Origin of the sequence: Brevibacillus sp. NPDC058079 (assembly GCF_042885155.1) — a bacterium.
In the GTDB taxonomy this organism is placed as follows: Bacteria; Bacillota; Bacilli; order Brevibacillales; family Brevibacillaceae; genus Brevibacillus.
This window is the reverse complement of sequence record NZ_JBHVSO010000004.1, coordinates 238,391-252,451: the sequence shown is the minus strand read 5'-3', so window position 1 is coordinate 252,451 and position 14,061 is coordinate 238,391. Positions and strand designations below refer to the sequence as shown.

General features: G+C 49.2%; 15 protein-coding genes. 10 read left to right on the top strand and 5 right to left on the bottom strand.

The window, feature by feature from the left end; translation table 11 throughout:
• Positions 1-33 precede the first annotated feature (33 nt).
• Together ACFVS2_RS14420 and ACFVS2_RS14415 are read left to right on the top strand one after the other, a co-directional pair.
• On the top strand, positions 34-573 hold the full coding sequence (locus tag ACFVS2_RS14420) for an NfeD family membrane protein (protein WP_173616534.1): 540 nt from the start codon (positions 34-36) through the stop codon (positions 571-573).
• Positions 573-2,117 (top strand): flotillin lipid rafts scaffold protein FloT, encoded by a 1,545-nt coding sequence (locus tag ACFVS2_RS14415; RefSeq protein WP_390235476.1) that lies wholly within the window; start codon positions 573-575, stop codon positions 2,115-2,117. The genes ACFVS2_RS14420 and ACFVS2_RS14415 overlap by 1 nt, the downstream gene beginning before the upstream one ends.
• A gap of 61 nt (positions 2,118-2,178) precedes the next feature.
• On the opposite strand, the gene ACFVS2_RS14410 is transcribed toward ACFVS2_RS14415, so the two are convergent.
• Entirely contained in the window at positions 2,179-2,931 is a 753-nt protein-coding gene (locus tag ACFVS2_RS14410) for a polysaccharide deacetylase family protein (protein ID WP_390234931.1), read from the bottom strand.
• A 188-nt stretch (positions 2,932-3,119) separates the two neighbouring features.
• On the opposite strand from ACFVS2_RS14410, the gene ACFVS2_RS14405 reads away from it, so the two are divergent.
• Positions 3,120-4,523 carry an aspartate kinase gene (locus ACFVS2_RS14405; protein WP_390234929.1) on the top strand — a complete coding sequence of 468 codons (1,404 nt, stop codon included), beginning with the start codon at positions 3,120-3,122 and terminating at the stop codon, positions 4,521-4,523.
• Here the strand turns inward: ACFVS2_RS14405 and ACFVS2_RS14400 are convergent.
• Positions 4,454-4,960, bottom strand: a complete 507-nt coding sequence (locus ACFVS2_RS14400; protein WP_390234927.1) for a M67 family metallopeptidase — start codon at positions 4,958-4,960, stop codon at positions 4,454-4,456. The genes ACFVS2_RS14405 and ACFVS2_RS14400 overlap by 70 nt on opposite strands.
• A gap of 52 nt (positions 4,961-5,012) precedes the next feature.
• Between ACFVS2_RS14400 and ACFVS2_RS14395 the strand changes: the two genes are divergently transcribed.
• The 5 genes from ACFVS2_RS14395 (at position 5,013) to ACFVS2_RS14375 (ending at position 8,964) form a co-directional block, all read left to right on the top strand.
• Entirely contained in the window at positions 5,013-5,870 is an 858-nt protein-coding gene (locus ACFVS2_RS14395; RefSeq protein WP_390234924.1) for a DUF72 domain-containing protein, read from the top strand.
• 19 nt (positions 5,871-5,889) lie between these two features.
• Positions 5,890-6,714, top strand: a complete 825-nt coding sequence (locus ACFVS2_RS14390) for a sulfite exporter TauE/SafE family protein (protein ID WP_390234922.1) — start codon at positions 5,890-5,892, stop codon at positions 6,712-6,714.
• Between the two features lie 24 nt (positions 6,715-6,738).
• Entirely contained in the window at positions 6,739-8,193 is a 1,455-nt protein-coding gene (locus ACFVS2_RS14385) for a bifunctional metallophosphatase/5'-nucleotidase (protein ID WP_173616528.1), read from the top strand.
• Between the two features lie 47 nt (positions 8,194-8,240).
• A complete protein-coding gene (locus ACFVS2_RS14380) occupies positions 8,241-8,480 on the top strand; it encodes a DUF6154 family protein (RefSeq protein WP_007715645.1) in 240 nt (79 codons plus the stop codon).
• 181 nt (positions 8,481-8,661) lie between these two features.
• Positions 8,662-8,964 carry a YunC family protein gene (locus ACFVS2_RS14375; protein WP_007715663.1) on the top strand — a complete coding sequence of 101 codons (303 nt, stop codon included), beginning with the start codon at positions 8,662-8,664 and terminating at the stop codon, positions 8,962-8,964.
• 72 nt (positions 8,965-9,036) lie between these two features.
• On the opposite strand, the gene ACFVS2_RS14370 is transcribed toward ACFVS2_RS14375, so the two are convergent.
• Positions 9,037-10,050 carry a DUF2804 domain-containing protein gene (locus ACFVS2_RS14370; RefSeq protein ID WP_390234917.1) on the bottom strand — a complete coding sequence of 338 codons (1,014 nt, stop codon included), beginning with the start codon at positions 10,048-10,050 and terminating at the stop codon, positions 9,037-9,039.
• Between the two features lie 159 nt (positions 10,051-10,209).
• Between ACFVS2_RS14370 and ACFVS2_RS14365 the strand changes: the two genes are divergently transcribed.
• Positions 10,210-11,304 (top strand): HD-GYP domain-containing protein, encoded by a 1,095-nt coding sequence (locus ACFVS2_RS14365; protein WP_173616526.1) that lies wholly within the window; start codon positions 10,210-10,212, stop codon positions 11,302-11,304.
• On the opposite strand, the gene corA is transcribed toward ACFVS2_RS14365, so the two are convergent.
• Entirely contained in the window at positions 11,305-12,240 is a 936-nt protein-coding gene (gene corA, locus ACFVS2_RS14360; protein WP_390234915.1) for a magnesium/cobalt transporter CorA, read from the bottom strand.
• Between the two features lie 186 nt (positions 12,241-12,426).
• Positions 12,427-13,107: an NAD(P)H-binding protein gene (locus ACFVS2_RS14355; protein ID WP_390234912.1), complete on the bottom strand. Its 681-nt coding sequence runs from the start codon at positions 13,105-13,107 to the stop codon at positions 12,427-12,429.
• Between the two features lie 118 nt (positions 13,108-13,225).
• On the opposite strand from ACFVS2_RS14355, the gene ACFVS2_RS14350 reads away from it, so the two are divergent.
• Complete coding sequence (locus ACFVS2_RS14350; RefSeq protein WP_390234909.1) at positions 13,226-14,017, top strand: hypothetical protein; 792 nt, start codon at positions 13,226-13,228, stop codon at positions 14,015-14,017.
• The last annotated feature ends 44 nt before the right edge of the window (positions 14,018-14,061 follow it).

Sequence of the window (14,061 nt, the reverse complement as noted above, 5' to 3'; positions counted from 1 at the left end):
CTATAGAGGCAATTTTAGAAAGGGGGGACAGTCGTGGGCGTACTTGAAACCGTCTACATGGTCTGCCTTGTACTTGGTCTAATCTACACGGTCATCTCGCTGTTGTTTGGCGATACGCTCTCGGATTGGCTGGGACATCTGCATCTGCCTTTTGCACAGCCCATTTTGTTGGTCAGCGGCATGACTGCCTTTGGCGGAGCGGGGTATTTGCTATCTCGTTACACTTCGCTTGGTGCGCTTGTCGTGTTGATGCTAGCTGCTGTTATTGGCATCGCTTTGGCTCTTGTCTCGTACTTCCTGTGGGTAAAGCCGATGAGCCATGCGGAAAATTCCACGAGCTATTCCATGAGTCAACTAGGAGGAAAGCTTGGGGAAGTCGGGACGACGATCCCTGCAGAAGGACTGGGAGAAGTGCTGCTGCCAATGATTAGTGGAACCACTTACCATATGGCGGCGAGTCTTGAGGGAGGGATTATCCCGCAAGGAACCCGTGTCGTCGTGGTCGAGGTGCGTGACCATGTCTTGTATGTGATCCCCTTTTACACTGAATCTGGCGAAGGAGATGAGAAATGATGTTAGATCCCGGCATTTTGACGATAGTAGGTATTGTTGTCGCAGTCTTTCTCGTTTTGGGCATTGCCTTTTGGGCCCGTTACAAAACAGTAGGTGCAGATGAAGCCATGATCGTAACGGGTAGCTATCTTGGCTCGAAAAACGTACTCAGTGACGAATCTGGACGCAAAATGAAGATCGTCCGCGGAGGCGGCGCATTTATCCTCCCTATTTTTCAACAAGCAAACTTTCTGAGTCTTCTGTCTCACAAGTTGGACGTATCGACTCCTGAGGTATATACCGAGCAGGGTGTTCCTGTCATGGCAGATGGCGTAGCGATCATCAAGGTAGGCGGTTCAATTGAAGATATCGCGACCGCATCCGAGCAATTTATGGGCAAGAGTGACGAGGCACTGCGCGGAGAAGCACAGGAAGTACTCGAAGGCTATTTGCGGGCAATCCTCGGCAGTATGACGGTAGAGGAAATTTACAAGAACCGTGAGCGATTCGCACAAGAGGTGCAAGCGGTAGCGACAAAGGATTTGAAGAAAATGGGGTTGTCCGTTGTCAGCTTCACGATCAAGGATGTCCGGGACAAAAACGGCTATCTAGCTGCCCTTGGAATCCCGCAAATCGCTGCAGTGAAGCGCGATGCGACTATCTCGCAGGCTGATGCGGACAAAGAAGCGCGGATCAAGCAGGCGCAGGCAGAGGAAGAGGCACGCAAGGCAGAGCTGCTGAAGGAAACGAATATTGCCGAAGCAGAAAAGGAAAAAGAACTGAAGGTAGCGGCGTTTAAGCAAGAGCAGGACAAAGCGAAGGCGAGCGCAGACCAAGCCTACAAACTGCAAGAAGCTGTCGCCAAGCAGCAGGTTACAGAAGAAGAGATGAAGGTCGATCTTGTCCGCAAGCAGAAGGAAATCGAGCTGGAGGAAAAAGAAATTCTTCGCCGCGAAAAGCAATATGATGCGGAAGTGAAGAAAAAGGCCGACGCCGACCGCTACTCTGTGGAACAGGCGGCAGAAGCAGAAAAAGCGAAGAAGCTGAGAGAAGCAGACGCGATCAAGTACCGCATTGAAGCGGAAGCAAAAGCAAATGCCGAGCAGAAGCGTCTGGAAGGTTTGGCGATTGCCGAAGCCGAAAAAGCTCGTGGTAGCGCTGAGGCAGAAGTCACACGCCTCAAGCTCGAAGCCGAGGCAGAAGGGAAAGAGAAGCTGGCTGAAGCATTTGAAAAATTCGGTCATGCGGCTGTGCTCGATATTATTGCGAAAATGCTCCCTGAGCTGGCTGAGAAAGTTGCCGAGCCAATGAAGGCAATCGACAAGGTAACGATCGTGGATGCAGGAGGCGGTCAGGGAGATGGCGTTAACCGTCTGAGCGGGAATGTTACGAAGCTGATGGCCCAGCTGCCTGAGATGTTGAAAGACGTGTCCGGTTTGGATATGAATAAGATGATCTCGGACTTTATGCAAAAGGGTGGTACCGTCGTACCTACACAGCAACAGCCTGTACCCGTAAAAGTTCAGGTAGAGACGGATTCTATTTTGGAAAACGAAAACAAATAATCAAATCGATCAGAGGAGAAGTGCCCCTTTATACGAGGGGCACTTTTTCATGGGAAGAAAATCAAGGATAGTCTACCTGCTTCGCACGTCCATATCCTCTCAACAATTCGCTAACCGTTACGAATTTATACCCTCTATTTTTCAGTTCAGGCAATATTTGCTCGAGAGCTTGTACAGTCTGTCTGCGATTGCCTCCGTAATCGTGAAATAGCACGATGTCTCCATTACGAGCGTTGTTCAAAACCTTGTTGACGATTTTTTTTACACCGGGATCGCTCCAATCACGTGTGTCTTGATGCCACGACCACATGACCACGAGAAAACCGGCTTGCTTCGCTGTATCGACGACTTTCTCGTCATAATATCCTCCCGGAGGACGAAAGAGGGTGGGACGAATCCCTGTTGCCGAATAAATCGTCTCCTGCGTTTTTTGGACCTCTTCTAACAGTCGATTCCCTGACAGCTTTCGAATATCTGGATGACTGAAAGTGTGATTGGCAATCTCATGTTGATCATTCACGAGAGATTTGACGATTCCCGGGTACTGGCTCACACGATTGCCTACGACAAAAAAGGTAGATTTCGCTTGATATTGCTTCAGCAGCGCTGCGATCTGAGGAGTGTATACCTGATCAGGACCATCGTCAAAGGTAAGGGCAATCACCTTGCTCTCTGTCGGCACTTCCCAAACGATATCTCCTCTTGTTTCGTAATACTCACGATTTTTTTCCCGGATGGCATTGGCTGTCTCGCTGAAAGAAGGAGCAAGAATGACAGCAAGCAAAAGTGGGAAAAAGAGGATGTGCTTTTTCATTCGTTCACCTCGTTACCAGAGACTTTCCTGCTAGGTAGCTGTACATGATGATGTACTCCCCGTTACTATGCGACAAATCTTGATGATTATTCCTGTGTGTCCCTGCGGAAAAGACACTTGTTCTTTTTGTGCGGATAAATTAAGCTAGTAAAAGCAGAAGACGTGAGAGTTAGATGGAGGAATCGATCATGAAGGTAGCAAAATTTGGGGGAACATCACTGGCGAATGCCGAGCAAATAAAAAAAGTATGCCAAATTGTTTTGGCGGATCGGGACAGACGATTCATTGTTGTATCGGCACCTGGGAAACGGCACAAGGAAGACACGAAAGTTACTGATTTGTTGATCACATATGCTGAGCGATTTTTAGCTGGGGAGCCTATAGAAGAAGCGAAACAAGCAATATTCTTGCGCTATCAGGAAATTGTGGCAGGTCTCGGGCTTTCTGCCGAGATTGGTCAAGCGATTGAAGCGGAGCTCGGGGAGGTTCTCGTAAACAAGGCGAGCTTGTCCAAGGAAAGATACATGGATGCGGTCAAAGCTGCGGGAGAGGATACTTGCGCCAAAGTTGTCGCTCGTTATTTGCAGAGCTTGGGCGAGGTGGCAACCTACATCAATCCAAAGGATGCAGGAATGCTGGTTACGGATGAAGCAAGTAATGCTCATATCCTCCCTGAAGCGTATGCCAAATTGGCGACATTGCGAGAACGGGAGGGAATTGTCATTTTCCCTGGTTTCTTCGGCTATTCGCGTGCTGGTGATCTGGTTACTTTTTCGCGCGGTGGCTCGGATATTACGGGATCGATTTTGGCTGCGGCGGTTCAGGCAGAGGTCTACGAGAATTTTACCGATGTCGATTCTGTGTATGTGGTCAATCCGAATCTGATTGCCGATCCCAAAAAGGTGACAGAGATTACGTACCGAGAAATGAGGGAGCTGTCCTATTCCGGTTTTAGTGTGTTCCATGAGGAAGCGTTGATTCCCGCGTATCAAGCAGATATACCCGTATGCATCAAGAATACGAACAATCCGTCTGCGCCTGGTACGATGATTGTGGCCGAGAGAGGATCTGCTACAAACAGAGTGTCGGGTATTGCAAGCGACGGCGGCTTTTGCAGCATTTACGTCAGCAAGTATTTGATGAATCGCGAAATTGGTTTTGGCCGCAAGCTGCTGCAAATTCTGGAAGAGGAAGAGCTTTCGTACGAGCATACTCCATCTGGAATTGATAACATTTCTGTCATTCTGCGAGAGCGTGATCTCACGGAAGAGAAGGAGCAGCGGATTGTGGAACGCATCCGCCAAGAGCTGTTCGCTGATGATGTCGCTGTTCAGCATAGTCTTGCACTCGTCATGATTGTCGGGGAGGGTATGCGTCAGTCTGTGGGGACAACAGCGAGAGCCACTGCTGCGTTGGCTACTGCGAAAATCAATTTAGAAATGATCAATCAGGGGTCATCGGAAGTAAGCATGATGTTCGGGGTAAAAGCCGAAGAGGCAGAGCGTGCTGTGATTGCTTTGTATCAAGAGTTTTTTGGAGCCGAAGAACCAGTGGTTTCCTCATCGTCACAAGCCGCTTCTGTCAGTGTGTAGTCGCGTACTTCAAATGAGCCTTTATTTCCATCCTGTACCCATTGATAGACGCACCATTCTGGTTGTGCGGATGCGAGTCCCACAATCCAATAGCTGAGCGTGGGATAATGCCAGCCAACTATGTCGTGTCCAGAAGGGATTGGCGGCGTATGAGGGTGTGTATGCAAGACACCCAACCATTGAAGATTGTGCTTGCGGATGTGCTGCAAGGCTTGAAGAAACGTTTGCCCATCCCAAGCGAACACGTGCTTGTCGGGTGAGACGGGCATCGGCACATAGGCCGTAATTGTTGCTCCACGACCTGCGAGCAAAGCAGAATACTCATAAGGAAACGCCTCTTGTGCTTCGGCCAGGAGGCGTTTCGCTACTTTTTTCGTCAGGAATATTTTGTTATCCTTAATCGCAAAGGGTTCACCCATCCAAGCATGATTTTTCATTCGGCTTCCATCCTTCTTCTCTATTCGGCCATGATTTGGAGGTTAGTATTCGATGACTACGATACAAGTGGGAGTTTGCGGCTGGGGCGATCAGCACGAATTGTACGTACAAGGTGTACGCAATCGAGACAAGCTGTCCGTATATGCCAGCCACTTTCCAATTGTAGAGGTGGATAGTTCTTTTTACGCTATTTTACCACAGCGAAATTACGAATCGTGGGTGAAGGATACACCCGAACGATTTGGTTTTATCGTCAAGCCTCATCAAGGGATGACAGGGCATCAACGGGGGGACGGTTCGGGAAGCAGACGGGAGTTGTTTCGTCAGTTCGAAGAGAGTATTCAGCCGGTCGTGGAGGCTGACAAGCTCAAAGCGTTGCTGTTTCAGTTTCCGCCGTGGTTCGATTGTACCCGAGAGCATGTCCAGTATGTCACCGCTTGTCGCCAAGCCATGCAGGCATATCCGTTTGCGGTGGAGTTTCGCCATCAAAGCTGGTTTGAATCACGGTATTCGGAGCGAACGCTGGATTTCTTACACAAGATCGAAGCGACACATGTCGTATGTGATGAACCACAAGTCGGAAAAGGCTCGGTCCCGATTGTTCCTGCCGTGACGAAGCCATCCTTGGCGTTGGTCCGCTTTCATGGGCGAAACAAAGCGGGCTGGAGAGATCCCGGAGAGGGACAAAATTGGCGGGATGTCCGTTATTTATATCGATACAGTGAGACAGAGCTTGCAGAGTGGGTTGAACACATCAGACTGCTCGAACGGGAAGCGGATGAAGTCTGCATTTTGTTCAACAATAACTCTGGAGGAGATGCAGCAGCAAATGCGAAGCAGTTTTCGGAGATGCTTGGCCTTGCACCTACTGGTCTGAATCCTCGTCAGATGGACCTGTTCTCCACGTAGCAAGAAAGAAGGGGAGTTCATGCTTATAGCAATTGCCATCTTGTTTGTCATCATCGGAGTCGTGGCTGGCGTCATTGGCAGTATCGCGGGTCTGGGTGGTGGGATTTTTTTCGTGCCCGCTCTGCTGTATTTTGCGAACTGGTACATGCCTGGATCGATGAACCCGCAAGTAGCAGCGGCGACTTCGCTGATCGTGATCGCGGTAACCGCCCTTTCTTCCTCTCTTTCTTATCTCAAGCAAAACAAAGTAGATAAGCAGAGTGCCCTGCTCTTTTTTATCGGGAGTGCACCAGGTGCTATTGTGGGCGTGTATCTTAATACATTACTAGCAGTAGAGGGATTTTCGTTGCTGTTTGGCTTGTTTCAGCTCTGCATGTTCGTCGTATTGATGGTCAAAGACAAAATCAAGCCACGCAGCATCGAGTGGGAAGTCCAACGCCACTTCATCGACAACGAAGGAAATGAATATGTGTACGGGTATAGCAAATGGTCCGTAATTACGATTGCCTTCTTTGTAGGGATTACCTCGTCGCTATTTGGCGTGGGTGGCGGAATCCTGATGGTTCCAGCCATGATGATTCTGTTTCGCTTTCCGCCACACATTGCCACGGCTACGTCCATGCTAGTCATCTTTTTATCAGCGGTGGTTGGGTCAATCACGAATATCTTCCACGACAACGTACATTGGCTGTATGCAGCGATGCTCGCGCCAGGAGCTTGGGCAGGCGGAAAGGTCGGAGCGATTATTGCCAGTAAAATGAAGGGTCGCACCATCGTGCTGTTCTTGCGTGTTCTGATATTGGGAATTGCCATACAAATGATCGGAGAAGCGATTTTTGGATAATGAGACGAGAGGGAGGGGAAAGTCGTGGCTGACACCTGTACCTTACATATTTTGCACACGAATGATTTGCACAGCCATTTTGATACGATGCCGCGAATTGCAACCTGCCTGAGCATGCACCGAGAAGAGTGGGAGAGCAGGGGAGAGCATGTGCTGACGGTCGATATTGGGGACCATATGGATCGAATGGATATCCGATCAGAAGCGAGTTTTGGGAAAACAAACGTCGAGATCATGAACAGAAGCGGGATTCAATACGCGACAATCGGAAACAACGAAGGCATCACACTCCCAAAAGACAAGCTGAATGAACTGTACACAGATGCGCGCTTCACGATCATTACGGGCAATCTGTTTGAACCGACAACAAATTCTGTCCCGTCTTGGGCTGTCCCATACGTCATTCATACCGTAGGCGAGCTGCGGCTGGCGATATTAGGAATGACGATTCCCTTTGGCCCCTCCTATCAAAGTATGGGATGGGAGATCAAGGAACCGATCCCGATTTTGCGTGAGCAGATTGCGGCGCTGCGCTCGTCAGTGGATGTTGTCATTTTGCTTTCGCATCTCGGCTATCAAACAGATTGTGTGCTGGCAATGGAAGTCGATGGGCTGGATATCATTTTGGGCGGACACTCTCACCGGACGCTGCCTCATGGAGAACGCCTGGAAGGCACCTTGATCACACAAGCGGGGCGATTTGGCGAGTATGTCGGTCATGTAGAGCTCGTCTGGGATAGGACTCATAATGGCATCAAAGACGTGCGCGCAGAGCTTTTTCACACGGAACCGTATCAGGCAGATGAATCATTGAGCCAGTTCATCGAGAGTGAAAAAGTATGGGCAGAGAATCGTTTGTTTCAGCCGATTGTTCAACTAGAGCAAGACATGCACATCGGCTGGACGGAGGAGACAGCCTATGGTTCCTTCATTGCAGCAAGTATTCGCAAATGGACGGGTGCTGAGATTGGCATGGCCAATGGAGGGCTGTTGCTTGCTGATTTGCCGCGGGGCAGCTTGTCTTTTGCCGATTTGTTACACAGTATGCCCCATCCGATCAATGCCTGCGCGGTTACGATTACAGGCGCGCAGCTCACCACTGTTCTGGAGCAAGCCATTCAACCGGAAATGGTTCATCGAGAGCTGCGAGGGTACGGTTTTCGCGGCAAAATAGAAGGCTGGATGTGTGTGGACGGATTGCACATCCGCTACAGTGAAGATGACCAACCGCAAATTATCCAGATTGAAGTCAACGGGCAACCACTTGATCGTGAGCGTCTGTATCGAGTCGGGACGATCGACATGTTTATGTACAATCGCATGTTTCCCGATTTGCTGCTCGGCAGTGAGGTTACGTTTTTCTTGCCCGAGATGCTGCGTGAAGTGCTCGCCAACACATTAAAGGACCAACAGATGCTGCAAAATGCGTTTCGTCCACGTTGGGAAAAGATATCGTCTACGTCAAAAAACCAATCGTAGAGACCTGTTTTTCGGGAATGCTATCGAAAAACGGGAGGAGACGAGTGATGCGCTTCATTGATGAAGTATACGAGCTGTACAGAGGACATTTTAATGGCGATGAAGAGGATATTACAGCGGTTGTCGTCGGTATTCTCGCAGAGCAGTCTCGGGATGATTTGCTTGACTTGGTCGAAGAAATGGACGAGGAAGAGCTGTTTCACATGCTCGCGACGTATATGATTGAAGTCATGAAACGAAAAGTCGCGATGGAGGATGAGCACTTTCCGACAAGCGTCATGCATTAAAATAAGATCAAGTTCAAAAAGTTAGCTTTTCAGCACCATTTTCGATGTCGAACAATCTTGCAGGACTACATCGTGATCAAAGGATAACTTTTTGAACTACCTTATGGAGACCTCACATTTTTCTTCTGAGCGTCATAGGATGGTAACGCTAACAGACAGGAGAGAAAAAGGAGGAATCTTGATGGTCGAGGTAGTGCCAATCCACTTTCCCGAGGGGACGGCAATTGCTGTCACCGTTCGTTTGCCCAAGACGACGCTATTGGCTGTAACGACCGATCATGGCTACATCATGTGTGGAGCACTGGATGTGGGGCTCTTAAACGAGAGGTTAGCAGCTAGGGAAATTCTTGCAGGTCGTGCGGTTGGGGTCAAGACCATACAGGAATTGCTGGATGCGCCGCTGGAGTCTGTGACGACGACAGCGGAGGAGAAGGGGATTACTGCTGGCATGATTGGTCGGGATGCTGTCGTGAAAATGCTGTAAACAACAAATGGTTTGCCTATAGAAAAAACCTTTGTCCCATGACAAAGGTTTTTTAGTTTTCTCGGGCCTTGTTTACCAACGGGCTGATTGTTCTTCGCAGATTCCGATCTTGCTTTGCACCGCAATCGTTTTTCCATCAGGTGTTGAGAGCGTCCCGTCATAACGGCCGATTACTTGATGCAGAGTCGTTCGCACCAATGCAAAATTTTTGTGCTCGGTTCGAGCAAAGAGCGGCGTAAAGGTGAGGCGTACCGCAGAAGATTCTTCACTCGCAAGTGTCCAAGGGAGCATCCGGTTGTCAGGATCGTAGGAAAAACGAATTTGTTCACTCAGCTTGTAGAGGACACCATCGATCATCAAGCCATTTTCTGTCATACCCGTTCCGTCCGTCCAGCCTCTACCAAAGTTAAAGCCTGCGACACCCTCCGCGTGACGGAAAGAGCAGGTCGTCCAGTTCCAACGAGTGTGATACGGCCAAACTCCACGTCCAAAATCCAGACTGGCAAAGGCATGCTGCCGATCGAGCAAATAGGTTTTCCCGTTATAGGCGATGGTGCCGTGCGCAGGCCGGGCCGTTTGCTTCGATGTGAACTGAAAGCGCTCCGCACTCCACGGAATCACGACATTTAAGGACTCGGATGACGGATCAATCACGATGGCGAGCGAGAGAGTTTTATTACCGGGACAAATGGCAGACGCTTCTACGCTCGTTCCGCTGGCTCCTGGCTGAAAGGAGACAGAGAGCTTGCGACTGGCAAAATGGCATGGCTCATCTACGGTGGCACCCAGTCGAATCCCTGCACCAAAAGGAACCGTTACGGCACTGTCCGCGGTCTCCCCTGTCGCTAGATCAATAAAATGGACAAAGACAATGCCAGCGTAATCCAGATTGACCATCGCAATCGACATCGCACATTCAGGCGCGGTGATAAACCAAAAATTCCATTTTTTCCGGCGAAGCCAATGCCCGCTAAATTGGCAGTCATGCAACGGATAACGGGACCAGCCAATCGCTTCGGGAAGCAAGCGGCCATCCTGATCACATAATGAAAGAGGCAGCGTTAATTCTTTTTCAATAAGTGACATACGATCATCTCCCTTTCAAACAAGGATTCTTCCAGACAAACTCGTCTCCAGTGTCTTTCCTCGGTAGACATGAAATGAAAATCTAGAAAAAATTTCATGTAGAATCAAGTCGAATCACGCTATAATAGGGATACCCTGAGGAAAGGCGAAGGAAAGGAAATGCGACTGAAATCCATTCAAAAATGCCAGCCGGGTGATAAACTGGCTCGTTCCATCTATACAGAGAATGGAACGATTCTCGTTGGCGCCGGAGTAGAGCTAACCCAACGAATGATAACTCGACTTAAAAACAAAAACGTGAACAGTCTCTACATCCAAGACAAGCGCACGGATGATATCATTGTGGAGGCAGTCATTTCCGAAAATACTCGCAGACAAGCAATGTCCATGATTCACGATACATTCCGAACCGTTCATCAAGTCCCGGACAAATGGCAGCAGCTTTTTTCGGACAAGGGTTTGGGACGTAAGCTGCGGGATGTCATGCAAACCGTTGCGGATGAATTAAACAGTAGTGATTCAGCCATGAATTTATTGGCAGATGCTTGCGCCTTCGACAATTACATATTCACGCACTCATTTAACGTTGCTTTGTATAGCACAGCTCTCGCCATAAATACTGGCTGTTCGGAAAAAGATGTGTTGGAGATTAGTATTGGTGGTATGCTCCACGATATTGGAAAAGTGCATATCCCAGACAACATTTTGAAAAAGCCGGGCCGCCTTACACAAGAAGAATATGAAATCATGAAAAGACATACGGAGATCGGTTTTGAAATGCTGCGTCGGCAAGACGACATCCCTTTGCTTGCAGCCCACTGCGCTTTTCAGCATCACGAGCGCTGGGATGGCTCCGGTTATCCACGGCACCTGAAAAAAGAAGAGATTCATCCGTTTGGTCGCTTGATGGCAGTGGCTGATGTATTCGATGCCCTGACGTCGCATCGGGTATACCGTCGAGGAATGCTCCCTCACGAAGCGATGGAGGTGCTCTACTCCGGTTCAGGTAAACTGTTTGACCATGTGTATGTAGAGGCTTTGCGAAATACGATTGCACTCTACCCTGTTGGTCTGACCGTCAGCCTGAACAATGGTATGTCTGGTGTCGTCGTCGATTCGAACAAAGGAATGCCGAGCCGTCCGATCGTCAGAGTCCTGGTGGATGAAGAAGGTCGGGATATCGAGCATCCCTATGAGTGTGACTTGTCCAAAATGCTGACGCTCATGATCATCGCCTGTGGCGATTTGGTATAATCAGAGCCAGTCCTTCTTTTTGAAAATGATAAACATCGTCGTGCCGATGGCAGCCATACATCCCAGCACGATGTAGTAGCCGTAGGGTGAACGCAGCTCGGGCATCACATCAAAGTTCATCCCGTATATACCCGTCACAATCGTCAACGGCATAAAAATCGTCGTCAGGGCGGTAAAAACACGCATAATATCGTTGGCTCTGCCGGCAAGCGCCGCTTGATACGCTTCGCGCAAGTTTCCGATGAGCTCGCGAAAAGCTTCAAAGCTCTCTACAATTTTGCTGGCATCCTCTACAATATCGCCAAAGTACTTCCGCAGATAAGGTTGAATCAGCGGGAGTTCTTTTTTATGTAGGGCGTCAATCAAATCCCGCTGGGGAACGAGCATTTTACGGGCGTACAAGATTTCACTGCGCAGCCCGATAATTTGATCCAGATGGGATTTTTTCGTGTGCATCAAAATTTGTTCTTCTAGATCTTCAAGCAGGTCCTCAATTTTTTCGGTCACATCAAAATAACGATCGACAATTTGATCTACCAAGTAGTACAGAAACGCATCGGGGCGATTGACTTCTTTTTCCCGGATGATCGACAGCATGGTAGTGAATTCGGGGGCCTCCTGCTTCGTTACGGTGATAATGGTGCTGCTGCCCAAAAAAATATTGATCTCGCGCAAGAAGATATCATGATTGTGGAAGGTAATGCCATTGATGACCATAAAGTAATGATCATCGTAATTTTGCAGCTTGGGCCGCTGTTCTTCCTCGTCGATGCAGTCCTCGACAGCCAGATGATGCAGTCCGAACAGCGGCTGTAAAATATCCAAATCGAATGGAGCGGCATGAATCCAGTAAAACCCGTTCACAGGTGGAGTAGCAGCCTCTTCGATGTCTTCTATCTCAGTGATGATTCCGTTTTGTACGAGTCTGATCTTCATGATTGATTCTCCTGCAAGTGGATTCGGTTTCGGAGGGCAGACGGGGCCAGATCTGTGTGAGAATCAATTCATAAGCAGAACGAAGTGCTCGGCGGCTAGGCGGAGCCTGTGATGCACGCTGTTGCTTGGGAGTCGTCATGCAAGTTCGCCTCCTCGATGAAAGTCTTCATTCTATACGTATGAACGTCACCTTGTCCTTTTTCCCGCTGCGGCTAGCTGTGGTAATTCTCTTGATTCGTATTCATGCGCACCTGCCAGTCCAAGAGAAGCGGTGTGATGCATGGCTCCTGCGACATCTGTTGCTGTGACAGGCTGATAGGCGCGTAACGGCCCGATCCAGAGAAACGAGAGTGAGTGTGATAGCTTCGCACCGAGCTCTTCCGAGCGACGGTGTTCCTGTCGCGCACCTAGTAAAAGCGAAGGGTGGAACAAATGCAGACTCGGAAGTGCCAATTCGCGCAGTGCTTCCTCCAGCTCACCTTTTACACGATTATAGAAAAAGACGGATCGGCTATTTGCGCCGATTGCTGTGATGATGAGAAACTGGCTGGCTCCTTCTTCTTTTACCATACGAGCAATTTCGAGCGGGTACTGATAATCCACTTTGCGAAACGCTTCGCGACTTCCAGCCTTTTTCATGGTTGTTCCCAAGCAGCAATAGATGTCTGCTCCTTCTAAAAACGGTCGGCAATCTCCCAACTGACGAAAGTCAATGACGACTGTCTGCAAGCGAGGATGCGTGAAAGGGAGCTCGTTGCGGACGACAGCGATGACTTTTCCATATGCGTCATCTTCCAAGAGAAGCTGTAGCAATGCACGACCGACGAGTCCAGTCGCTCCAAATAATACCGCACGTTTCATTGCCATAGTGTTCCTCACTTTCTACGATCCCTCTCTCTTATTTTACCGTTTAGGACGGTTTGACCAAAGCCATTTTTTGCATACTACAGATAACCTGAACAGATGAAAAGGTGGATGTATCGACATGAGGACTAGCAAGAGGGTAGGTATGATCGGCTGTATCTTATGGATGTTGACAGGCGCTGGGTGGGGACAAGCCGCTTTTGCCCTGGAGGTGAGAGAGGTACAGCCGCCTCCGACTGTGTTCGAGGAAATCCAGATCAAACGGCAAGATGTGACAGGCGATGGTCGACCGGATCTCGTTACGTTGCTAGGAAAGAGATTTGCGGCAGACAGTCCTTACTTCGAACACTTGAAAATTATGGTTCAAGACCCCGTTGCGAAAAAAACAACCTTTTTTACAACACCTTATGGCGCTTATCAGCCGGAGATGTTCTTCTGTGATTTTACCGGAGGGGGTGTGCAACAAATTTTACTTCAGGCACCGACTGGAGGTAGTGCAGGGACGTCTGAGTTTTATTTGTTCGCAGACAAGGACAACAAGCCGGCGATTCTGCCAGTTCCGCAGCCCTTGACGATTTCGGGCTCCTATCAGGATCAATACAAAGTGCCATTGACGATTAAGGAGACGGGGGAGACTGTCGTTCTCGATTTGTCTGATCGCAAAAAAATCTATGAAGAAAATGGTGTATACAAGAATGGGAAGCTGGTTTCTCCAGTAGAGGTCCTCCCTAACACGTTCAGCGTACTCAAGCCCATCGATGAGAACCGCGATGGCATCTGTGAATTAAAAGGGGAACAGAGAGTCAGTGGTGTTGCCAACGCCGATACGATCGCGTATGTGGAGTCGTACTGGAAATGGGACAAGACAAGCTGGAAGCTGCAACGGGTAGTTGTGAGGAAAGCGGAAATGTAGGCGTAGCTAGGCTCATACAACCGCCCATGGACAAGGTGGGCGGT

Excerpts from the sequence above, each read along its gene's own strand:
- ACFVS2_RS14375 (WP_007715663.1), top strand. The coding sequence starts at position 8,662 with ATGGTCGAGGTAGTGCCAATCCACTTTCCCGAGGGGACGGCAATTGCT.
- ACFVS2_RS14405 (WP_390234929.1), top strand. The coding sequence starts at position 3,120 with ATGAAGGTAGCAAAATTTGGGGGAACATCACTGGCGAATGCCGAGCAA.
- ACFVS2_RS14395 (WP_390234924.1), top strand. The coding sequence starts at position 5,013 with ATGACTACGATACAAGTGGGAGTTTGCGGCTGGGGCGATCAGCACGAA.
- ACFVS2_RS14390 (WP_390234922.1), top strand. The coding sequence starts at position 5,890 with ATGCTTATAGCAATTGCCATCTTGTTTGTCATCATCGGAGTCGTGGCT.
- ACFVS2_RS14410 (WP_390234931.1), bottom strand. The coding sequence starts at position 2,931 with ATGAAAAAGCACATCCTCTTTTTCCCACTTTTGCTTGCTGTCATTCTT.
- ACFVS2_RS14380 (WP_007715645.1), top strand. The coding sequence starts at position 8,241 with ATGCGCTTCATTGATGAAGTATACGAGCTGTACAGAGGACATTTTAAT.
- ACFVS2_RS14415 (WP_390235476.1), top strand. The coding sequence starts at position 573 with ATGTTAGATCCCGGCATTTTGACGATAGTAGGTATTGTTGTCGCAGTC.
- ACFVS2_RS14370 (WP_390234917.1), bottom strand. The coding sequence starts at position 10,050 with ATGTCACTTATTGAAAAAGAATTAACGCTGCCTCTTTCATTATGTGAT.
- ACFVS2_RS14400 (WP_390234927.1), bottom strand. The coding sequence starts at position 4,960 with ATGAAAAATCATGCTTGGATGGGTGAACCCTTTGCGATTAAGGATAAC.
- ACFVS2_RS14355 (WP_390234912.1), bottom strand. The coding sequence starts at position 13,107 with ATGGCAATGAAACGTGCGGTATTATTTGGAGCGACTGGACTCGTCGGT.
- corA (WP_390234915.1), bottom strand. The coding sequence starts at position 12,240 with ATGAAGATCAGACTCGTACAAAACGGAATCATCACTGAGATAGAAGAC.
- ACFVS2_RS14365 (WP_173616526.1), top strand. The coding sequence starts at position 10,210 with ATGCGACTGAAATCCATTCAAAAATGCCAGCCGGGTGATAAACTGGCT.
- ACFVS2_RS14350 (WP_390234909.1), top strand. The coding sequence starts at position 13,226 with ATGAGGACTAGCAAGAGGGTAGGTATGATCGGCTGTATCTTATGGATG.